The 22104-nt window shown below is 30.7% G+C and carries 14 protein-coding genes; 9 read left to right on the top strand and 5 right to left on the bottom strand.

Annotated features, from left to right (window positions below):
* Positions 1-11: 11 nt before the first annotated feature.
* Positions 12-770 (top strand): M15 family metallopeptidase, encoded by a 759-nt coding sequence (locus ACFQ1O_RS01525; RefSeq protein ID WP_377712594.1) that lies wholly within the window; start codon positions 12-14, stop codon positions 768-770.
* On the opposite strand, the gene ACFQ1O_RS01520 is transcribed toward ACFQ1O_RS01525, so the two are convergent.
* Complete coding sequence (locus ACFQ1O_RS01520) at positions 767-1789, bottom strand: formimidoylglutamase (RefSeq protein WP_377712592.1); 1023 nt, start codon at positions 1787-1789, stop codon at positions 767-769. The genes ACFQ1O_RS01525 and ACFQ1O_RS01520 overlap by 4 nt on opposite strands.
* 123 nt (positions 1790-1912) lie before the next feature.
* Between ACFQ1O_RS01520 and ACFQ1O_RS01515 the strand changes: the two genes are divergently transcribed.
* The gene (locus tag ACFQ1O_RS01515; RefSeq protein ID WP_377712590.1) at positions 1913-2791 is read left to right on the top strand and encodes a chromosome partitioning protein ParA; all 879 of its coding nucleotides are present in this window, start codon (positions 1913-1915) and stop codon (positions 2789-2791) included.
* Between the two features lie 109 nt (positions 2792-2900).
* On the top strand, positions 2901-3320 hold the full coding sequence (locus tag ACFQ1O_RS01510) for a nucleoside-diphosphate kinase (RefSeq protein WP_377712588.1): 420 nt from the start codon (positions 2901-2903) through the stop codon (positions 3318-3320).
* Positions 3321-3385: 65 nt separating this feature from the next.
* On the opposite strand, the gene hmpA is transcribed toward ACFQ1O_RS01510, so the two are convergent.
* A complete protein-coding gene (gene hmpA, locus ACFQ1O_RS01505; RefSeq protein WP_377712586.1) occupies positions 3386-4585 on the bottom strand; it encodes an NO-inducible flavohemoprotein in 1200 nt (399 codons plus the stop codon).
* Positions 4555-5046 (bottom strand): HPP family protein, encoded by a 492-nt coding sequence (locus ACFQ1O_RS01500; RefSeq protein ID WP_377712584.1) that lies wholly within the window; start codon positions 5044-5046, stop codon positions 4555-4557. The genes hmpA and ACFQ1O_RS01500 overlap by 31 nt, the downstream gene beginning before the upstream one ends.
* Before the next feature lie 159 nt (positions 5047-5205).
* On the opposite strand from ACFQ1O_RS01500, the gene ccsA reads away from it, so the two are divergent.
* The 3 genes from ccsA to ACFQ1O_RS01485 all read left to right on the top strand — a co-directional run bounded on the left by ccsA (position 5206) and on the right by ACFQ1O_RS01485 (position 13161).
* Positions 5206-8475: a cytochrome c biogenesis protein CcsA gene (ccsA, locus tag ACFQ1O_RS01495; RefSeq protein WP_377712582.1), complete on the top strand. Its 3270-nt coding sequence runs from the start codon at positions 5206-5208 to the stop codon at positions 8473-8475.
* A 57-nt stretch (positions 8476-8532) separates the two neighbouring features.
* Positions 8533-8997 carry a hypothetical protein gene (locus ACFQ1O_RS01490; protein WP_377712580.1) on the top strand — a complete coding sequence of 155 codons (465 nt, stop codon included), beginning with the start codon at positions 8533-8535 and terminating at the stop codon, positions 8995-8997.
* Between the two features lie 63 nt (positions 8998-9060).
* Complete coding sequence (locus ACFQ1O_RS01485) at positions 9061-13161, top strand: LamG-like jellyroll fold domain-containing protein (protein WP_377712578.1); 4101 nt, start codon at positions 9061-9063, stop codon at positions 13159-13161.
* Here ACFQ1O_RS01485 and ACFQ1O_RS01480 read toward each other — a convergent pair whose 3' ends face one another.
* Positions 13162-15081 (bottom strand): tetratricopeptide repeat protein, encoded by a 1920-nt coding sequence (locus ACFQ1O_RS01480; RefSeq protein WP_377712576.1) that lies wholly within the window; start codon positions 15079-15081, stop codon positions 13162-13164. It lies immediately after the preceding gene.
* A gap of 52 nt (positions 15082-15133) precedes the next feature.
* A complete protein-coding gene (locus tag ACFQ1O_RS01475) occupies positions 15134-17119 on the bottom strand; it encodes a tetratricopeptide repeat protein (RefSeq protein ID WP_377712574.1) in 1986 nt (661 codons plus the stop codon).
* A 154-nt stretch (positions 17120-17273) separates the two neighbouring features.
* Between ACFQ1O_RS01475 and ACFQ1O_RS01470 the strand changes: the two genes are divergently transcribed.
* The 3 genes from ACFQ1O_RS01470 to bshB1 all read left to right on the top strand — a co-directional run bounded on the left by ACFQ1O_RS01470 (position 17274) and on the right by bshB1 (position 22087).
* A complete protein-coding gene (locus ACFQ1O_RS01470; protein ID WP_377712572.1) occupies positions 17274-21026 on the top strand; it encodes a choice-of-anchor L domain-containing protein in 3753 nt (1250 codons plus the stop codon).
* A 2-nt stretch (positions 21027-21028) separates the two neighbouring features.
* Entirely contained in the window at positions 21029-21151 is a 123-nt protein-coding gene (locus ACFQ1O_RS01465) for a hypothetical protein (protein WP_377712570.1), read from the top strand.
* 219 nt (positions 21152-21370) lie between these two features.
* Entirely contained in the window at positions 21371-22087 is a 717-nt protein-coding gene (bshB1, locus tag ACFQ1O_RS01460) for a bacillithiol biosynthesis deacetylase BshB1 (protein ID WP_377712568.1), read from the top strand.
* Positions 22088-22104: the final 17 nt, after the last annotated feature.

Below are 22104 nucleotides of genomic sequence, written 5' to 3'. Positions count from 1 at the left end.
AAAGGTTTAAAATGAAATACATCTTAGCATTAATAGTTTTTGGAAGCATTGTTTTGTTTTCTTGTAAAGAGAAAAAGAAAATAACTCCAAAAGAAATACAGGAGAATCTAGTTGAAACTAATGATGTGGCTAAAGAGCAAGTTGAAAGTGGAGTAGGACAAAAAGACTCACCAGCTTCGTTAAATGTACAATTATATAGCAAAGAAGAAATAGAAAGCTTTAAAGATAGTACGTTTGTTATTTTAAAAAAGTTAGACACTACTTTTTTGTATAGTATGAAATATGCTACTAAAGATAATTTTTTGAAAGAGCAAGTATATGATTGTGATGACTGTTTGGTACGTTATAAAACTGCAAAACAGTTAATTAAAGCTAATAATGAGTTTAAAAAAGCAGGCTTGAGAATTTTGTTTTTTGATTGTTATAGACCCTTATATGTTCAAAAGAAAATGTGGAAAATTTACCCTGATAAGCGTTATGTAGCAGATCCAAGCAAAGGATCGAATCATAACAGAGGTACTGCTATAGATATTACATTAGCAGATTTAAAGAATGATACTCTTGCTATGGGAACTCCTTTTGACTATTTTGGTAAAAAGGCGCATCATGCTTATTTAAATTTACCTGATAGTATTTTAAATAATAGAAAAAAGTTAAAAAGCACTATGGAAAAGCATGGATTTTGGAGTATTACCTCAGAATGGTGGCATTATAACTTGAGTCAATCATACAAATACCCAGTTTCTAACTTTAAAACTACTTGCGATTAATTAGCACGAATAAAATCAGTTATTAAGTACGATAATACTTTTCCTATCTGTTTTTCATTTCCGTTAGACAAACTAGGCGCAGCTTCACATAAATGTAGATAAGCTACTTTTTTAGAATTTGCTACGCGAGATAAAAATTGCCTGGTTTCGTTTACACTAAAACCAGATGGAGTCATTGCACTACTGGCAACACCTTGAATAGCGTCTAAATCTATTTCAACTCCATATTTGTCGCTTTTAACAAAAGAATGAGCATATTCTATTTCTGCATTAAAACTATTTTCTTTGCGTATAGCTATAGCCTCAAAAGTATTAAAGTTTATATGGTCATGTAAGGCATTCATTTCATTGAATACTTTTTTAGAAGTATAATTTTCATGCAATCCAAAAACAAAATATTTATTTAAAAAACCTTCTTGAAAGGCATAGGAGAATCCGTTTCCTGAGTGCCTACCTTCTAAAGCTCTAAAGTCAGTATGAGCATCAAAATTAATAGCATTAATAGCTTTATTAAGCGCTAAAGATGTACCTTTTATATTACCGTAAGCATTGTTGTGACCTCCGCCAATTATAATAGGTATTTTACCAGCTTTAACAATTTTATACACTAAATTAGATACTTCTGTATCTATATCATCAACGAGTCTATATAATGCTTTTAAATCTTCTTGATTATTAGAGTCTAATTTTTCGGCTTTATGCATAAAACCAGAAAAATCTAAATAACCTAGTAGTAATATTTTTTTACCTTTATTATACGAGTTGTTTTGAGTGTTTAACAAACTATTTAAGCATGTTTTCCAAGCTGTTTCGGTTCCTTGTATACCTTTATTTGCTTTTACACCAATAGATTCTTGTATTCCAAACAAAACATATTTAGCTTTCGAGTTGATAAGTTCTTCATCTAAATTGTTACTCTTAGAAATAGTTAAAACTTTTTCTCCAAATTTTTTCTCCCCATTTCTGGTGTTTACAAATTGCAATACTTCTTCTTGAGTATAGATGTTTAAATGCGTCATAAATAGTAAAAATTACCTATAGCTAAGTTAACGGTTAATATTTTCTTGAGGAATAAAAAATATTAAAAATATTCAGATTTATTATTTACATTTGGAACATTCTAACATATAAATACTTACACAATGTCTACCGGAAATAATAACGGACTTAAAATTGGTTTAGGAATTGCTGCTGTACTTTTAATAGGGGTAGGAGCATTATTTTTTCTTAAAAACAATGAATTACAAGAAACTAAATCTGCACTTAACAGTGAAATAGAAAATATTACTTCAGATTTAGAAAGTTTAAAAGGAGAATATGACAAGCAAATTGCAGAAAATGAAGTTTTAAATGAAGATTTAATTGCTGAGAGAGCTAATTTAGAATTGACTTTAGATTCTTTAAAAACTGCACAAGCAGATGTAGCTACTTTATTAAGGTATAAAAATTCATTCTTTAGAATGAAAAAAGAAAAAGATAGATTGTTTGCAGAAAATAAACGCTTATTAGATGAAAACAATGCACTGACCATTGCAAATGAAGTTTTGGTTAAAAACAACGAAGAAGGAGAGCAAAAAATAGATTCTTTAAGTAACCAGTTAACAGATAGAGAAAAGCTAATTTCTCTAGGTTCAGAAATGACTGTTGCTGGAGTAAAAGGTTTAGCTATTATAGAGCGTTCTTCTGGTAAACAAATCTTAACTACTAAAGCTAGAAAAGCAGATAAAGTTAAAGTGTGTTTTGCTGTAGCAGCTAATAAAATAGCAGAAAAAGGAGATAAAGAATTATTTATTCAAGTATTAGATCCTAATAGCAATGTTATAGGAGAGAATGCACAAGTACAGTTCGATGGTAAAACATTAAATTATAGTATAAAAACCACTTTTAACTATAATAACAAGGCTTTAGATATTTGTGAATACATTTCTGCACCTAAAGGTGGTTTTGAAAAAGGAAATTATTTTATTAATGTTTTTAAAGGAAAAGAAATGATTGCTAATAAATCATTCGAATTAGAGTAATTGATATACAGTTGTTTTTAGGTACTTAAAATGTTCTTGAAAAGACAACTAATATGCTTGCATAAATAACTAATTTGCATATTTTTGCACGAAAATTAAAAACATAAAAATGGCAACAAATAGAACATTTACTATGATTAAGCCTGATGCTGTTGAAAACGGACACATTGGAGCTATATTAGAAAAAATTAATGCAGCTGGTTTCAGAATTGTAGCATTGAAACAAACTCAAATGACTACACGTGATGCTGAGGCTTTTTATGCAATTCATAGTGAAAGACCATTCTTTGGTGAGTTAGTTGAATTTATGACTCGCGGACCAATTGTAGCTGCAATCTTAGAAAAAGATAACGCAGTAGAAGATTTTAGAACTTTAATTGGTGCTACTAATCCAGCAGAAGCTGCAGAAGGAACTATTAGAAAATTATATGCTACTTCTATAGGAGAAAATGCAGTTCATGGATCAGACAGCGATGAGAACGCTGCTATCGAAGGTGCTTTTCATTTTTCAGGAAGAGAGCAATTCTAAAAACAGAGATAAAATTATAATACCAAAAAGTGGAAGCTTATTATAAGCTTCCACTTTTTTTTGTTTTACACCTTTTCTAGTTCTTCGGTAGGCCCAAAAAATTCATAATTTATATTTTCTTCTGCAATATTTAATTCCCTAAGTATCGATAAAGTGTTAGCCATAAATGGTTTTGGCCCACAGAAGTAAAATTCACTATCAGTATTTATTTCCATGCATTTTAGCATTTCAGTAGATAAATACCCATTAAAGTCATAATTATCACCTAACTTATCAGTCGTTAATGGGTTGTTGTAAACAGTAAAGCGAGTAGTTTTACTATTTGCATTTTTTGCTATTTCATGTTTAAAAGCATGTGTGCCACTATTTAAAGCACATTGAATAAAGGTAATTTTTCTATGCGAATGTAAAGCACTTTTATACATACTCATAAGAGGAGTAATACCAACGCCACCAGCTATAAGAACAATTGGCGTGTTAAAGTTTTTTAGTACAAACTCTCCTGAAGGCATCCCTAAGTTTAATGAATCACCTTCTTTTATATGATTGTGTAAATAATTTGAAACAATTCCTTTAGGATTTCCTTCTTCTTTTTTAACACTTATACGTAAATAATCCATATTGTAAGCATCAGATAGACTATAATTTCTGGTGTGTTTATGCGGAGAATTCGGAATCTCTAAACTCAAGGCAATATATTGGCCAGGTATAAATTCTGGAGTTGGAGAGTCATCTTTTGGTTTTAAATAAAATGAGGTAATAACATTACTCTCTGCTACTTTTTTTGTAATAACAAACTCTTTTTGATTTCTGAACCCTCCATTTTTCTGTTCTCTTTCAGAATAAATATGTTCTTCTCGTTTTATAAAAATAGCAGCTAAATCACTATATGCTTCTGCCCAAGCATTCATAATATCTGTAGTAGCAGCCTCTCCTAATACTTCTTGAATTGCTTTTAATAAGTTTTCGCCAACAATAGGATACATTTCAGGAGTAATAGATAAACTGGTATGTTTTTGGGCAATAGACTCAACAGCACCTCCTAGAGCTTCTAGTTTGTCTATGTGTACAGCATATTGAAAAATAGCATTGGCTAGTACTTTGGGTTGTGTACCTTGCTTTTGGTGTGTCATATTAAATAGACTCTTTAATTCAGGTTGATTTTTAAATAAGAGTCTATAAAATACTTTGGTAATATCTTCTCCGTGTTTTTCTAATACAGGAGCGGTAGACTTTACAATTTCGATTGTTTTTTTAGTGGCCATAATTGATTTGACTTATAGTTAATATAGATTTGAATTTTTGAAAAAAGAACAATGCTGGTTATTCCTGTTACTACAGGAAAAAACACAAATAGATACTCCAGATCTTGTAGCCCTTTATCGGCTATAATTGGAATTATAGCAATAGCACCTCCTGGAGGGTAATTAATTTTTAAAAGCTGCATTACAAATACACTTAAGCTTATTGATACAATTATAGCTATGGTTATGTTACCTATTAAAATATTAGAACTAACACCTATTAATGCTCCTATAATACTCCCTATAAATATGATTTTGGTTGAGAGCGTTTTTTTTAGGTTAGAAAATGATAATACAGCAGCGGCGCCAAAAGCGGCTATTAAGGAAGAATCTTTTATCTCTGTAATGAAAATATAATGAACGCTATAAATGTTAACAAAACAAAGTATCGTTACGATAAAAGAAATTATAGCTTTCCGCATAAGTTTTTTGAGCAAATTTATAGAGTAGTAGAACTATGTTTTTATGATTCAAATCATATACTTTTATAAATAAAATTAACTCTTAAAAAAAGCTTAAACACGATCTGAAAATCCATCCAAAATCCGTATTTTTGCGTCGATTTATCTAAAACTCTTTTCATGTTGAAAAAGCTAACTAATTTCTTGTTTTCTACTCGTTTAATGGCAGTTTTATTTCTTGTGTTTGCTGTAGCAATGGCTGTAGGAACTTTTCTAGATCAAGGAGCTGAAACTTCGCCTACTGCTTATTCAAGAACTTTAGTATATAATACTTGGTGGTTTGAGCTAATCATGATTTTGTTTGTTGTAAACTTTTTAGGAAATATTTTTCGTTATAAACTTATTCAGCAAAAAAAATGGTCGGTATTATTAATGCACATATCATTTATTTTTATTCTTATTGGTGCAGGAATTACTAGGTATATAGGTGAAGAAGGTGTTATGCCAATAAAAGAAGGTGAAGTTAGTAATTCTATTCTTTCAGATAAAGTTTACTTTAAAGGATTTGTTGATGGAGATTATAAAATAGACGGGCAAGCGCAAAGATTGGTATTAAAGGATAAAGAGTTAATGTTATCTGAGAAACTTAAAAATTCATTTAGTATTAGTTCTAAGTATAATCAACAAGATTTTTCAATAGATTATGTTGACTTTATTGAAAATGCAGAAAATACATTAGTAGAAGACCCATTGGGAGCTCGTTATTACAAAATAGTGGAAGCGGGAGGAGGTTCTAGACACGATCATTATGTTAAAGAAGGAAGTATAGAAAACATACACAATGTATTATTTACTTTTAACAAGCCAACTAAAGGAGCGATTAATATTACCGATGATGGGAAAAGTTATGCTACTATAGAAACACCATTTGAAGGAACTGTAATGCGAATGGCTGACCAGTCTAAATCAGCAGTAAGAGCAGATAGTATTCAACCGTTAAAGTTATTATCTCTATATGAAATAGGAGAGTTACAGTTCGTTATTCCAGAGTCATCTATAAAAGGGAATTATAAAATTGTAAAGTCTAAAAAACCTAATTTACCAGATGCTTTAACAGTTAAGGTAACTTCTAAAGGAGAATCTAAAGAAGTAACTTTAATGGGAAGTAAGGGCATTGCTAACGATCCTACTCCTGTAAAAGTTGGAGGTTTAGATTTTTATTTATCATATGGTTCAAAAGAAATTCCGTTACCGTTTTCAATTAAGCTGAACGATTTAATTGCTGAGCGTTATCCGGGTACCAACCCTAGTATGACCAAAGTTGGGTTTAAATCATACGAAAGTAAAGTAACTATAGAGGATGATAAACCTTTTGATGCCCGAATTTATATGAACAATGTTTTAGACCATAAAGGGTATCGATTTTTTCAAGCATCAATTAACTTTTCAACAGTAGAAAAAGAACAAAATAATGATCCAGATATTACCGTACTTTCTGTTAATAATGACTGGTGGGGAACTTGGATTTCTTATTTGGGGTATTTTTTATTATTTGCCTCTATGATTATTATTTTGTTTGATAGAAATACTCGTTTTGGAGATTTAAAAAAACGTTTAAAGACAATTAAAGAAAAGAAGGCCAATTTAACCATTCTACTGTTATTCATTTCTTTAGCTGGATTTGCTCAAAACGAGACTCATGAACACCATAAAAAGCCAAAAGCAGAGGTAGATTCTATTATTAAAGCTAGGGCTTTCCCTAAAGAAGAAGCAGAAAAATTTGGTAGTTTATTAATTCAAGATTTTGGAGGTAGAATAAAACCAGTAAATACCTATGCAACAGAATTACTTAGAAAAGTAAGCAAGTATGATACCTATGAAGATTTAGATGCCAATCAGGTATTATTGTCAATGATACAAAATCCAAAGTTATGGTATGATGTACCGTTAATTAAATTAAAAAGAGGAAATGATAGTATTAGAAAAGTATTAGAACTTCCTTTAGGTACTAAATATGCAGCTTTAGCAGATTTTTATACACCTACTGGAGAGCCAAAAATTAAAACAGAGTGGGTGAAGCAAGCTAACTCTATTAATAACAAAACACAATTTCAAAAAGATATTGTAAGAGCCTTTGAAGATCAAGGTCTATTAAGTCAAGCTATTAGTGGTAGTTTATTACGTATTTATCCTGTACCAGGAGATGATAACCATAAATGGGTATCTCCTTTAGAAATTAGTCATATAGATTATGGACCTGACTCTAATGTGATTAAGAACTTGTTTCCGGTTGGGTATTATGATTTTATGATTCGTAAGGATTATCAAAATGCTACTAAAATTTTAGAGGGGTTAAAGAAGGTACAGCAAGGATATAGTGCAGAGGTAATGCCATCTGAAGACAAAGTGAAAGCAGAAATATTATATAATAAATATGATGTTTTTCAACGTTTATTTAGTTGGTACATGTACGCTGGTGTATTAATGTTGTTCTTAATAATTCTTCAACTATTTTATCCGACAAAAAAATGGATATCTTACTTCATAGGTAGTTTTAAAGCTATAATTATTATTTTATTTATACTTCATTTATTTGGCTTAATTATTCGCTGGTATATATCTGGTCATGCACCATGGAGTGATGCGTATGAATCGATGATTTATATAGCTTTTGCAACTATGTTATTTGGGCTTATGTTGTCTTACAATGGGGTAATCATTAGAAATGAATTTACAATACTTTTTTCTTTGTTTTCCAAAAGTCAACATTTAGCCTATGATGGAAAAAAATCATCAAGCTTAACAATTGCTTCAACTGCTTTTATTACTTCAATGTTTTTAATGATTGCTCACTGGCAATATATAGACCCTGCTATAGCAAATTTACAACCAGTACTAGATAGTTATTGGTTAATGATTCATGTTTCTATTATTGTTGGTAGTTATGGGCCGTTTGCTCTAGGTTTTATTTTAGGATTAGTTGCTTTATTGTTAATGATATTGACAACAGAAGAGAATAAAAAGCGAATGGATTTAAACATTCAAGAGCTAATGATAATTATAGAGCAATCTTTAACTATAGGTTTAGTAATGCTTACCATAGGAAACTTTTTAGGAGGTATGTGGGCCAATGAGTCATGGGGGCGTTATTGGGGTTGGGACCCTAAAGAAACTTGGGCATTAATTAGCATCATGGTTTATGCGTTTGTTTTGCATATGCGTTTGGTACCAGGTTTGCGTAGCAAGTGGTTATTCTGTTTTGCCTCAGTTTTGGCTTTTGCTTCTATATTAATGACCTATTTTGGTGTTAATTTTTATTTAGTAGGATTACATTCTTATGCCAGTGGAGATAAACCATTTACACCAACTTTTGTTTTTATAATTTTTACTTGCATCATATTATTTAGCGGTATAGCATATAGAGGTTACTTAAAATATTATAAAAAATAGCTATCTATTTGTAAATCAATATTTTGTATCTTTGTTAGAGATGCAATTGATTTACAAATGGGGATAAGTAAAATTAAAATAGTTGTTTTAAGTTTTCTATTAATATTAGGTGGGCTGTTAAGTTATGGTCAAGAAAATGCAGAAAACTTTACAATTAAAACCCTTCAAGTAAAGGCTGAAAAGTTAAATAACAGCCCAAGACAAATTAAGAAATATATTAACGAGGTGTTTTTAAATCAAGCAAACGAATTGGTTTATCAAAATCCAGTTAGGTATTCAGCTATTCAATCATTTTTTAACAGGTATTTTATACTAGAAAAAGTACCTGTTGCAAACGAAAAAATACCTAAATTGTCTAAAGTAAAAATAAATGATAAGTATAATAGTTATCTGCAGCATGACACAGATTTTAACGCTTTAGAATTTAACCCTTTAAAATATCAATTAGATTTTTTCCCCAATACAAAAAAAATGTACCGTATAGATAATACTAATTTCGTCATTATTATTCTTCCTGTATAGGTATAGATTTTTTATATATAGTTTTTTCGTCCCAAAATAGCAACCATTAATATGTTTTATGCTATGAAAAAACGTTTCTTCTTATTATTTCTTTTGCTAGTAAGTGGCGCTTTTGCTCAAACTTATGAAATGCAAAATGGTAGTTTTTCTACCTGTTCAGGAACTTTTTATGATTCTGGAGGTGAATGGGGCTTGTATGCTAGTAATGAAAATTATACAATAACCTTTTGCCCTTCTACTCCTGGAGATGCTATACAATTAGATTTTTCAAAATTAGATGTAGAAGGAGAAACAGCAGATTTTATGGTAATTTATAATGGAGATTCTGCTTCTGAAATTGAAATTGGAACTTACACAGTAAACCCAGGTATTATTACGGCTAATAACTTAACAGGTTGTTTAACCATTACTTTTGTGTCTGATGGTTCTACCAGAAGAACCGGTTGGGAAGCAGAAATATCTTGTATAACACCTTGTCAAAATATAACATCGGTATTAGATTCGGTTTCGGTACCAGTTAATACAGACAATATTATTGAGTTGTGTGAAGGAGATTCCTTTACGGTAACTGGTAGTGGAGTTTTTTCTGACTCAGGAGTAGGAGCAACTTACGAATGGAATTTTGGAGACGGATCTGCTTTAATGCCTGGTACTTCAGCTACTTATTCTTATGCATCTGCAGGCATATATTTAATTAATTTAAATATTACTGATAGTTCGCCAGAAGCATGTACGAATACTAATTATATTAATTTAATAGCGCATGTTTATGGAGAACCAAACTTTTCTACTTTAGCAGCTTCTACAGTTTGTGCTGGAGTAGATAATACAATTTCAGTTGCTGCTAGTGGTCAAACATATGAATCGAATTGTTCTCCTCCAGTAGTAGGTACAACTTTTTTACCAGATGGTAATGGGGCAGAATATACCACTTGTATAGATGTTTCTTGTTATGGGGCAAACGAAACAGTTACTAGTATAGACGATATTGTAGAAATATGCTTAAATATGGAACACTCATATTTTGGTGATTTAGACATTATTATTGAAGCACCAAATGGTCAATCGGCTGTTTTGGTAGACTACGCTCTAACAGATAATAATTCAATTCATTTAGGAGAAGCCTTAGATCATATTGTTACGGCTACAGATGTTGCATTAGGACCAGGTATTGGTTACGATTATTGTTTTGCAATGAATGGGAGTGTTACTTTAGATCATGCTCCAGAAGTAAATGGAGGGCAATCGTTAGCAGCTGGAACATACTTGCCTGATGAGTCGTTTAATTCATTAATAGGAGCTCCATTAAACGGACAATGGTGTATTAGAGTAAAGGATAATTTATTGTCTGATAATGGGTATATTTTTAGTTGGGATATCAATTTTGCTAGTGAAACAGATCCATCTCAAGGAGTTTCATCCTCATACACACAAACAATTGTTTCAGAAACATGGCAGCCAGACTCAACCATTGTAAGTAGTTCAGGGGGAAACCTAACTATTAACCCAACAGTATTGGGTAACCAATGTTATACTTATGAAGTTACAGATAATGCTGGTTGTATGTATTCTCAACAATATTGTGTTAATGTTATTAACTGTACTTCAAATATAGATTTTGATGGTGTAGATGATTATATAAATACGGCAGCGTTTTTAGGGGGAATGAATGAAGCTACTATGATGACATGGATAAAACTAGATGACGATTTTGATGGAGGAGAAATAATGGGGCAGCGTAATTTTAGACTGTATTTAGATTCAACATTGAGGTTAAAAGGATTTGTTAGAACAGATAGCGGTGCTGTAAGTAGTGTTACAACGCCAAACGCTTTGTCTCCTATATTAACTAAGAATCTTTGGTATCATGTAGCTTTAATTTATAATGGAAATACAGGATTAATGTCTCTTTGTTTAAATGGTGTAGAGGTATTGCAAATGGTAGGCTTAACGGGTAATTCATTACATAATGGTAATAATTGGAATGCCAATTATGATTTTGAAATTGGAAGAAATACATACAATAGTAATAATTACTTTGAAGGAGCTATTTATGAAACGAGAGTTTATAATAAGGCGTTAACAGCTATTCAAGTACAAGAGCAAATTTACCAAGAAATTGTGGATAATGGAGGAGTGGTTAGAGGAACAATAATACCAAAAGATATAGCAAACGGAACACTTAATTGGAATAATTTGCAATTATATTATAAAATGGATCTAGTTGCTCCAGATGGAACTACTCCAGATAATTCGAGTATAGGAAGGATAGGAATGACTAATAATATGACTACCTCTCAAGAGCAGTCTGCACCTCTTCCGTATGTAGCTAATAATTCTGGTAATTGGACAGATGTATCAACTTGGCAATATGGAGATAAATGGGATATTACAAATTTACCTAATGAAGATTGGATTATTGTTCATATAAAAAGCAATACCAAAGTAGTTACTACAAATAGCCATTCGTTATTGGGATTGTTATTAGATTCAGATACAGAACTAGAAATACAAAACAATCAATTATTAAATAATACTAAATACTTAAAATTAGATGGTTTAATAGATCTAGTAGGAGAATCTCAATTAGTTCAGACTACAAGCAGTATTTTAGATGTTGTTAGCGCTGGTAAGATTGAAAGAGAGCAAAGCGGTAAGGCAGATGTTTATTCATACAATTATTGGTCTTCACCAGTTAGCCCACAAAATAGTACAATCAATAATAGTAATTATACAGTTAGCAGTGTTTTGTTTGATGCTACAGATGTTGATAATTTATTACCAATAAATTTTGTAGACGGTTATAATGGAGCTGCAACAACACCAATAAGTTTGGCAGACTTCTGGATGTTTAAATATGTTAATCAACCTGATGATTATGTTAATTGGTCTGCAGTAGGGGCAAATGGAGCCATTAAAGTAGGTGAGGGATATACGCAAAAAGGAACCGGAACATCTGCTTTGAGTCAGAATTATGCGTTTGTAGGCAAGCCAAATAACGGAACCATAAAACTTCCTTTAGATGCAGATAACTTGTATCTAGTGGGCAACCCCTACCCAAGTGCTTTAGATGCTAATCAATTTATAATAGATAATTCGGCGGTAATTCAAACTAATGGTGATTTTGAAAGCAGCGGGGCAACAACAGGAGCGCTGTATTTTTGGGAACATTGGGGAGGTGGAAGCCATAATGTTTTAGATTATCAAGGTGGTTATGCTACATATAATTTAGCAGGAGCTACCTATGCTATACCAGATCCAGGAGTTTCTAGTATTGGCTCTGGAACTATATTGCCATTAAGATATATACCTGTTGGACAAGGTTTTATTGTTCAAGGTAGTACAGACGGTGGAAATATAGAATTTAACAATGGACAAAGGGCTTTTGAACGTGAAATGGATGGTAATTCTGTTTTTATATCCAGAAATACCTCTAACAATAGTACTCCTAGATTAGCAGAAGATATTGTACTTAGAACTTCTGATGATATTAAAAGAATGTATTTTAACATTACTACTCCACAAGGGCCAAAACGTCAACTATTATTAGCTTTAAAAGAAGGTTTAAGCTTAGGTGTAGATTATGGTTATGATGCCAAGTTAATTGATGATAACAAAACAGATTGTGCTTGGTTTTTAAATAATGAAAAATATGTTATACAAAGTATAGGAGAAATAGATATAGATTTAGAATTGCCTCTATATATTAAAGCTATTACAGATGGGGAGTTTAAAGTTTCTTTATCTAATAGAAATATAGCATTAGATAAATTAACCGTTTACTTTGTAGATAAATATAGTAATACAACTAATTTACTTCAGCTAGGAGAACAGCATCAGTTTTTTGTTTCAGAAGGTGTTTATGACGATAGATATTTTTTAAAGTTTAAGAATGATATAAAAGATAGTATCGAATTGGCGTTAAACATGTCAATTTACTACTCCTTTAATAGTCAGGAAATTGTTATTGAAAATGATCAAGTTTTTACAGCAGAAAATATAATATTATATAATATACTCGGACAAGAAGTGCAGCGTTTTGCGAATAAATATGAAGAGGTAAATAAAATATTACTACCCATAAACGTTGAAGCTGGCGTTTATTTAATTAAATTTTTAAAAGACAATTCAACTGAAATAAGCGAAAAACTTATCATTAAATAATTAAATATTTTTAATAAATTTAGATAAGGTAGTTCCTTTAGGGATATTCATTTTCTTCCTTAAATTAGATCTGTAATTATCTACGCTAGCTGGTGTAATATTAAGTTGAAGTGCTATTTGCTTTGAAGTCTGTTTTAAACGTACTAAACGAGCAATTTTTTGGTCTTTATCTGTTAAATCTGGATAAAGTATAGCTAATTTATGTTCGAAAGCATCAGTAGTATTATCTATTTCTGAATAGAATTGAGCTTTTTCTTTATTCTGGTTTATATCATCATTAATAAAAACTAATAAATCTGTTATCAGAGATTCAGACTGCCTTTTAGAGGTAGATAACTGTTTTATTTTAGATTTAATTTTTTCTAAGAGCTCGTTTTTTTCTGAAATATGAATTGCAAAATCGGTGATTTGTTGATTTTTAAAACTGATTTCATTGTCGTATTTTTCTTGTTTAAGTGCTAGTATTTCTTCTTTAGCAGCCCAAGTTTCTTTTCTCGAATTATTCAGTTTCTTTTGTCTAATAATAACAACAACAAAGAATAATAAAAGAACAATACCTAATGTTATTAAAAATATAATTTTACTTTTTGCGGCAGCTTCTTTTTCTTTGCTAACAAGTAGTTCTTGATTTTTCTTTTTTATATCTGACTTGTATTTTAAATAGTTAAATTCAGCTTTTAGTATTTCTGTTTGATTGATTTTTGTTATTTGGTTAATACTATCTGAAAGCTCAGTATACTTATTGAAATAACTAATAGATTCTTCATAATCAATATTTTTTAATGATAAAAAGAGTTCTTTATATACTTTTTTTAGTGGAACAAAATTATTTGACTCTGAGTTATATTGTAAACAATTCTTAAGATGGTCGATTGCTTTTTTATGTTTATTAGTTTGTTTAAAAATTAGAGCTTTTTCATACATTGAATTGATAACAAAATCATTGTATTCGATTTTTTTTGAAACTTCAATTGATTTATTAAAAAAATCTAGCGCGGTTGTATACTCACCTTTATTAGCATAAATTTTACCTAAATAGTGGTAACTTTCAGAAAATACAGCATGAAAATCTGTTTGTTTAGCTAATTGTATAGCACGATAAAATTCTTTTTCTGCTATTTCATATTCTTTTAAATCGAAATAAGAAATACCTCGGTTGTTTATAATAGTAACTAGACCTCTATTGCTGTTAATTTTTTTATAGATCTCTTCTGCAAGATCAAAATATTCTAAAGCTTTTCTATTTTCATTTTGTTTTGCATATATAGTAGCAAAAGAATTATATATATCAGCTCTACTGTATTCGTCGTTTATTTCTTGTTCTAAGCTCAAAGCTTCTTTTAGTACAGTTATTGCTTTAACGTAGTTTTCTGTTTTTGTATAAATATAGGCAAGGTTATTTAGATAATAGTTTTTTAATAATTTATCATCTTTCTTGTTACTTTCTATAATATATTCTTTTGCTTTGTATAAGTATTTTAGTGACTTACCGTATTGATTAGAGTTTATATATAAATCAGAAATGTTAAGGTAGTTGTAAAAAATCTTTTTATAGTACCTATTGTTTTGGTTGTGTTTTTTGTATATGCTAATACTTTTTTCAAAAAGAACTTTTACATCTTTTAAGCCAGCTTTATAAATTAAATTCTGTCCTTTTAAGTGATAAATATTTGCAAGTTCTAGAGAGTCATTTTTTTTTAGAGCTAATTGTTCTAAAGTATTTATTAATTCTAATTGATTGTCAAAGTTATTATTGTTTTGGTGTAATTTTAATAAAGCATTTATCTCTTTAACTAGAGTAGAGTAATTGTCAGAGTTATTTTTAATAATAGTCTCAATGCTGTCTACTTTTTTTTGATAGAAAGGCGTTTGAGTATTACCAATATAAAAGGATAATAAAAATATATAGAATAATCTCATAGTGAGTAATTGATAATAAAGGGATGATTGATATTTTAAAATACTAAATTAATTAAATGTTTTTAATGAATTTAGCGAGTGAAATTTCTTTAGGTATATTCATTTTCTTTCTTAAGTTAGACCTGTAATTGTCTACACTAGCAGGAGTGATATTAAGTTGCAAGGCTATTTGTTTAGAAGTATGATTAAGTCTTACTAAAGTGGCAATTTTTCTTTCTTTTTCAGTTAAATTATTATAAAGGCTGTCTATTTTGTGATTAAACGATTCGGTTGTTTCATCTATTTCAGAATATAGCTGTGCTTTCTCTTTATTTTGATTAATGTCATCGTTTATAAATAAAATTAAATCACTAATCTGCCTTGAGCTTGTTTGGTTAGGAATATTTACATTTTTAATTTTTTGTTTAATTTTTTCTAAAAGCTCATTTTTTTCAGAAATATGAATGGCAAAATCTGTAATCTGTTGGTTTTTAAAACTAATTTCATTGTCCAATTTTTCTTGTTTCAAGGCTAGAACTTCTTTTTGTGCTAGCCACATTTTCTTTCTAGTTTTATTCAATTTAACTTGTCTAAGAGTAATTATAACTAAAGCAATAATAAATAGTGAAGCCATAGCTGTAAGCAATCTAAACTTAGTTTTTGCTGCATTTTCTCTTTCTTTTGCTAGTAATAGTGCATGATCTCTATTTTTTAAATCAGCTTTTATTTTTAGGTTGTCAAATTCTGCTTTTAGAACATCAGTTTTGTGTTTTTGTTGAGTAAATTCAATACTATCTTTAACTTCTTTATATTTCTGGTTATAAAAATTAGATTTTTCAACATTGGTTTTAGCGTAAGTTTTAGTTAGACTTTCGTAGACCCTTTTTTTAAGGTCTATGGTTTCTGTTTTATTTATATATGGTAATGCTTCATTTAATAACGCTATTGCTTTTGCCGTGTTATTGTGTTTATTAGCAACATCTACTTTTACTAATAAATTTTCAACTATAAGGGTAGGAGATTTTATTTCGTGAGAATAATTTATAGACTTAGTAATGTTTAATAAACCTAAGTCTATTTTGTTTTCAGCAATATAAGATTTCCCCATATATAAGTAACTGTCGGCTAATAGAGTCTTGTGGTTAATGTCTAATGCAATTTCAATGGATTTAAACAATAAATTTCTTGCTTTTTTGTACTCACCTAATTCATAATATGAGATGGCAATATTGTTATAACATGTACCAATAGCATCTTTATTTTTTAGTTTTAAATGTATGTCTAAGGCAAGTTGATAATATTCTAAAGCTTTGGTTTCGTTTTTTTGTTTACTGTAAATAATACCTATAGCATTATAAGTATTAGCTTTTCCAAAATCATCATTTATTTTAGTTTCTAAAACTAGAGCGTCTTTGAGGTTTTTTAAAGCCTCCGCATTATTTTCAATTTCGCTATTAATGTAACCTTGAATGTTTAGTACATCGATTTTGGCATAATTAGAATTGATATCATCTTTATTGGAGATAAATTCCTTAGCTTTTAAAACGGCCTTACTAGCATCACCATAATTATTTACTTCAATATGTAGCTCACTTAAAAAAGTGTAACAAGAGTATAACTGCTGGTTTTTATTAGGAAAATTACCTTTGTAGTTTGAGAAGAGTGAAATAGCTTTTTTTAGATTAGGAATTTTGTCTTTGTCTTCCCCTTTTCTATAGGAGATAAAAGCTTTTCCTTTATAGCTAATTGCTAAAGAAATAGTATCCTTTTCTTCTATAGCAATTTGTTCAATTTTGTTAATGTATTTATCCGCAAGTTGAGTTTCGTTATTTAGGAAATAAGTATAGGTTAAATCTTCTAAAAATTGAACACGCTCTCTGGTCGTTAAATTTTTATTTTCAAGTAAGGTTTTTAAACTATCAATTCTTTTTAAATCATCTTCTCGGTATTGATTGCTATTTTGTGAAAAGATAGAAAAAGACATTAGTAATAATAAATAAAGAACAAACTTCTTCATATATGCATGATAAGGGTTAATGTTTTGAAATTCAGTATTCAAAGTTTGCTATATTAGAAAAAAATGAGTTAAAACTAAAGTAATATGAGAAGCTTGTGAGTTTATTTAGCCTTAAGAACTAGGTCTCTGGTATAATTTTGCGATATCAATTTAACACAGGTGTGTTATATGTAACATTAATCCAAAATTATAAATTATGAAAACAAATATTATTGGGGTGATATTGTTTTTATCTGTCTTGTTTACTTTTTCAGATATAAATGCCCAGGCAACACCAACCCAAGGTTCATCTGCCGCCCAATTAGCTACTCAATTATCAGTTAACGGTGGTTTTACAATTACAAGTCCTGTTATAACTAACGGAGGAAATAGGCAGAGAGGTCTGTTTTCTAATGGTATAGCAGGTGCAGGTTTAGATATAGATAGTGGTATAATATTAACAACCGGAAGAGTTAATAGGTCTATTAATAGTCAGAGTTCTGTACAAGGTGATGATGATGAACAAAGTAGTACTCAATACAACGATGTAGATTTAATAGCAATAGATACTAAAGCCAACTATGATGTTGTTATTTATGAATATGACTTTACAATAGCCGGTACAGAACCTAAGATATTTGCACTAGATTATCAATTTGCTTCAGAGGAGTATCCAGATTATGTTTGTTCAGATAAAAATGACATTTTTGGTTTTTTTATTTCTGGAGGAGATTTAACAGGAACCACAAACATTGCATCTGTAGGAGGAAATAATGTAGCGGTAAATTATGTAAATAATGGAACCGTAGGAGCTAGTGGAGACGCAGCATTAAATCCTTGTGTGTTAACCAATACAAGTTCTTTTAATGTAAATTATGTAATGGATGATAATGGAACTCCTGCAGATACTTCAGATGATTTTTTAGATACAGCTACTAATGGTCCTCATCATATGATGTATAATGGTTTTACCAAATTATTAAGGGCTTATACTATTTTACGACCGGGTATTACTTATCATATGAAAATGGCAATAGCAGATACTAATGACGCTGTTTATGACTCGGGTATTTTTATAGCACCAATCCAAATATTTGATCTACCTCCTAAGTCTGATATTGATTTTGATGGGGTAGATGATTATGTAAATTCATCTCCATTTTTTGGAGGATTTACAGGAAGCACTATGTCTGCTTGGATAAAATTAAGTAATGGGTTTTCTGCTACTGGTGATGTTTGTGGTCAAGATAATTTTAAATTATATGTAGATGGTTCTAGAAGATTAAAAACTAGGGTAAGAACAGGCTCACCAACTTATACTTATACCTTAAATATGGAAGATAGCTCACCAGCCGATGGGTGGATAGGATATCTGCAAGTAAGAATTAATGGTGGTGCTTGGATGCAGTTTCCTATTGGAGGTTTCCCCACTGATTGGTTAACTACCGAAGTAGGCCAACCTAACACATCAGTTACTTTTGAAGCTAACCCTGGAGATACAATTGACTTAAAATATGATAGAAATGGAGCTACAAATAACCAAACACAGCAAGAGGCGTTTACACTAACTGTAGAAGATGGTACACAAATACATAACTCTCCAATAGGAACTAATAAAACAAATAATACTTGGACATATACGGCAACCTGCAGTGGGTGTGCTCCAGTAACTACAATTGAAACTCCTAACGGAAGTGCACCTGTTTTACAACGTGATTTATGGTATCATGCTACTACAAAATTTGATGGAACAACAGGAAATGTAACGTTGTTTTTAAATGGAAGCCAAGTTTGGCAAGGAACCGGTTTAGGCGCTAACTTAAACTTAAAAGATGATACAAGCGATTTTGCTGTAGGTAGGAGTTCTGCAGGAACTAATAACTATTTTAGTGGAGCTATAGATGAGGTAAAAGTATACAATAAGGCACTAATAGATAACCAAATAAGAGAACAAATTTACCAGGAAGTAGAAAATGTAGGAGGAAAAGTTCACGGTAGCACTATACCTAAAGATATAGATAATGGCTCAATTAATTGGAGTGATTTAGTTTTATATTATGATATGGATCTTATCTATGATATCACGTTAATAGACAATTCTGGTGCAGCTAAAAACGGATTTTTAAATAATATAACTTCTGTTATGGTGCAAACCGCACCACTTCCATATGTAGCTAATGCATCAGGTGATTGGTCAACAGTAGGAACTTGGCAAAATGGTTCTGTTTGGGATATAACAAGTTTACCAAACAAAGATTGGGCAATAGTACAGGTAACCAACAATTCTAAAGTTACTACTACAGCTAGCCATACTCATTTGGGGCTTTTGGTAGATTTGGGTTCAGAGTTAGAGGTTCAGAACGATCAGTTATTACAAAATACTAGTTACCTAGAGTTAGATGGTGAAATAGATTTAGTAGGCGAGAGTCAGTTAATTCAGACATCAAACTCAGATTTAGCTATATCAAGCTCAGGATACATAGAGAGAGATCAAGACGGAAAGAGTAATTTGTATCATTATAATTATTGGTCTTCACCTGTAAACCCTATAAATACAACGGCTAATAATACTTCTTACACAGTATCTGATATATTGAGAGATGGAACAACACCTTCTAGCCCTCAGGCTATTAATTGGATAGCTGGTTATGATGGAGCTACAGGCAACCCAATAAGTTTAGCTGAATTTTGGATTTTTAAATTCGATAACAGTCCTGACGCTTATGCTAACTGGACACACCCACAGTCTACAGGAACATTTAGTGTAGGGCAAGGATTTACTTTAAAAGGATCAGGAGCTGCAACAGCAACACAAAACTATACATTTGTAGGAAAACCTAATAACGGAGTTATTCAACACAGTATAGGAGGGAATAATATGTCTTTATTAGGAAATCCATATGCGAGTGCTTTAGATGCCCATGCGTTTATAAATGATAATATAGGAGGAAATCCGTCTACCACAGGGGCCTTGTATTTTTGGGAACATTGGGGAGGTAACTCACATAATTTAGATGCTTATGAGGGAGGATACTCATCATTAAATTTAACAGGTCATGTTATGGCAGTATCAGATCCTATGGTGTCAAGTAATGGTTCAGGAACGATAGTTCCTAAGCGATACATTCCAGTAGGTCAAGGTTTTATGGTCTATGGTGATTCAGATGGAGGAACGGTAGAGTTTAACAATGGTCAGCGAGCATTCGAAAAAGAATCAGGAGGAAACTCAACCTTTGTAAGAGCATCAGAAGAAGTATCAACTTCATCAACATCAGAAGAGTCAATAGACAGAGTTTATTTTCATTTTACGACTCCAGAAGGAACAGTAAGGCAATTGTTATTAGGAGTAAAAGAAGGTTTAACACAAGAGATAGATTATGGTTATGATGCCAAACGATTTAATGAGCAACATACCGATTGTGGCTGGAAAATAACAGAAGAGCCATATGTAATACAAGGAATAGGTTTAATTCATGAGGGATTAGAGTTACCACTAAGTATTAATGTGGGAACATCAGGGTTATGTAAGTTTAATGTATCTAGTTTAGCTGATTTAGATGAAAATATAGATGTATATTTTAAAGATTCAGAACTACAAACAGAAACAAGGTTAGAACAAAATATAGCTGCCGAGTTTACTTTAGATACCGGAGTGTATAACAATCGTTTTTCTGTAGTGTTTAGAACATCAGAGATATTAAATATTGATGATGAAGAATTTACTCCAGAAGATATGGTAGTGTATTACAATGCACAATTAGGAGCAATAAGTATTAATAATTCTAAACCATTTAATGCTTCAAATATTAAGGTATATAATATACTGGGTCAAGAAGTATTAAAAAGTAATAAGCAATACCAAGGGGTTACCGAGTTGTTGTTACCAACACAAGTATCATCAGGTTCTTATTTGGTTCAGTTTAGTTATAACGATAAAGTATCAGTAACCAAGAAAATAATTATTAAGTAATTATGAGTGCTTTTACAATAGGAGTTATATCGGTTATAATGCTAGGTTTGTTAATTAAGTATTATAAAAAAAGAAAGAGAAGAGAAATACAACGTTATTACGGAATAACTAAAAAAAGGTATTAAAACTTTAATTAGTACTAAATTATTTTGGGTACTTGTTAATTTTGGGTTGATAAAGGATCAACTGGGGAGTTGGTCCTTTTCTTATATTAATAAATATAAAAATTAAAAAACAATAAGTACTAAATTACTCGGGTGCTTATTAATTTTGGGTTGATAAAGACCAGCTGGGGAGCTGGTCTTTTCTTTTTAATTATATTAGCTCATAAATTAATTAATAATATGAAAATAGACATACTAGCTTTTGGTGCTCATCCAGATGATGTAGAATTAGGATGTGGAGGTACTATTGCTAAGGAAGTAGCTTTAGGTCGTAAAGTAGGTATAATAGATTTAACTAGAGGAGAGTTAGGCTCTAGAGGATCTGCAAAGAAAAGAGATGAAGAGGCGGCAAAAGCAAAAGAAATTTTAGGGGTTTCAGTTAGAGAAAACTTAGCTTTCGCTGATGGTTTTTTTATGAATAATAAAGAACACCAGCTAGAAGTTATAAAAATGATAAGAAAATATAAGCCAGATGTAGTAATATGCAATGCTATAGATGATAGGCATATAGATCATCCTAAGGGAAGTAAATTAGTGTCAGATGCTTGTTTTTTATCAGGATTAATTAAAATAGAAACAGAGTTAAATGGTGTTAAACAAGAAAAATGGAGGCCAAAACAAGTGTATCATTACATACAGTGGAAAAATATAGAACCAGATTTTGTAGTAGATATTAGTGGTTATGTTGATAAAAAGATTGAATCGGTAATGGCATATGATTCTCAATTCTACAACCCTAATAGTAAAGAAGTAGAAACACCTATAACTAGTAAGAACTTTATCAATAGTGTAAGGTATAGAGCTAATGATTTAGGAAGGCTTATAGGGGTAGATGCAGCAGAAGGTTTTACTGTTGAAAGGTATATAGGAGTAAATTCTATATTAGATTTAAAATAATAGCTAACTGTATTTGA

The sequence above is a fragment of the Pseudofulvibacter geojedonensis genome (genome assembly GCF_042675745.1).
GTDB classification, from domain to species: domain Bacteria; phylum Bacteroidota; class Bacteroidia; order Flavobacteriales; family Flavobacteriaceae; genus Pseudofulvibacter; species Pseudofulvibacter geojedonensis.
This window is presented reverse-complemented; position numbering and strand designations above follow the sequence as displayed.

What these genes read in the sequence shown, in the direction of transcription:
- ACFQ1O_RS01480 (WP_377712576.1), bottom strand. Translation starts at nt 15,081, where the DNA reads ATGAGATTATTCTATATATTTTTATTATCCTTTTATATTGGTAATACT.
- ACFQ1O_RS01490 (WP_377712580.1), top strand. Translation starts at nt 8,533, where the DNA reads ATGGGGATAAGTAAAATTAAAATAGTTGTTTTAAGTTTTCTATTAATA.
- ACFQ1O_RS01520 (WP_377712592.1), bottom strand. Translation starts at nt 1,789, where the DNA reads ATGACGCATTTAAACATCTATACTCAAGAAGAAGTATTGCAATTTGTA.
- ccsA (WP_377712582.1), top strand. Translation starts at nt 5,206, where the DNA reads ATGTTGAAAAAGCTAACTAATTTCTTGTTTTCTACTCGTTTAATGGCA.
- ACFQ1O_RS01485 (WP_377712578.1), top strand. Translation starts at nt 9,061, where the DNA reads ATGAAAAAACGTTTCTTCTTATTATTTCTTTTGCTAGTAAGTGGCGCT.
- ACFQ1O_RS01500 (WP_377712584.1), bottom strand. Translation starts at nt 5,046, where the DNA reads ATGCGGAAAGCTATAATTTCTTTTATCGTAACGATACTTTGTTTTGTT.
- ACFQ1O_RS01465 (WP_377712570.1), top strand. Translation starts at nt 21,029, where the DNA reads ATGAGTGCTTTTACAATAGGAGTTATATCGGTTATAATGCTAGGTTTG.
- ACFQ1O_RS01470 (WP_377712572.1), top strand. Translation starts at nt 17,274, where the DNA reads ATGAAAACAAATATTATTGGGGTGATATTGTTTTTATCTGTCTTGTTT.
- ACFQ1O_RS01525 (WP_377712594.1), top strand. Translation starts at nt 12, where the DNA reads ATGAAATACATCTTAGCATTAATAGTTTTTGGAAGCATTGTTTTGTTT.
- ACFQ1O_RS01510 (WP_377712588.1), top strand. Translation starts at nt 2,901, where the DNA reads ATGGCAACAAATAGAACATTTACTATGATTAAGCCTGATGCTGTTGAA.
- ACFQ1O_RS01515 (WP_377712590.1), top strand. Translation starts at nt 1,913, where the DNA reads ATGTCTACCGGAAATAATAACGGACTTAAAATTGGTTTAGGAATTGCT.
- hmpA (WP_377712586.1), bottom strand. Translation starts at nt 4,585, where the DNA reads ATGGCCACTAAAAAAACAATCGAAATTGTAAAGTCTACCGCTCCTGTA.
- bshB1 (WP_377712568.1), top strand. Translation starts at nt 21,371, where the DNA reads ATGAAAATAGACATACTAGCTTTTGGTGCTCATCCAGATGATGTAGAA.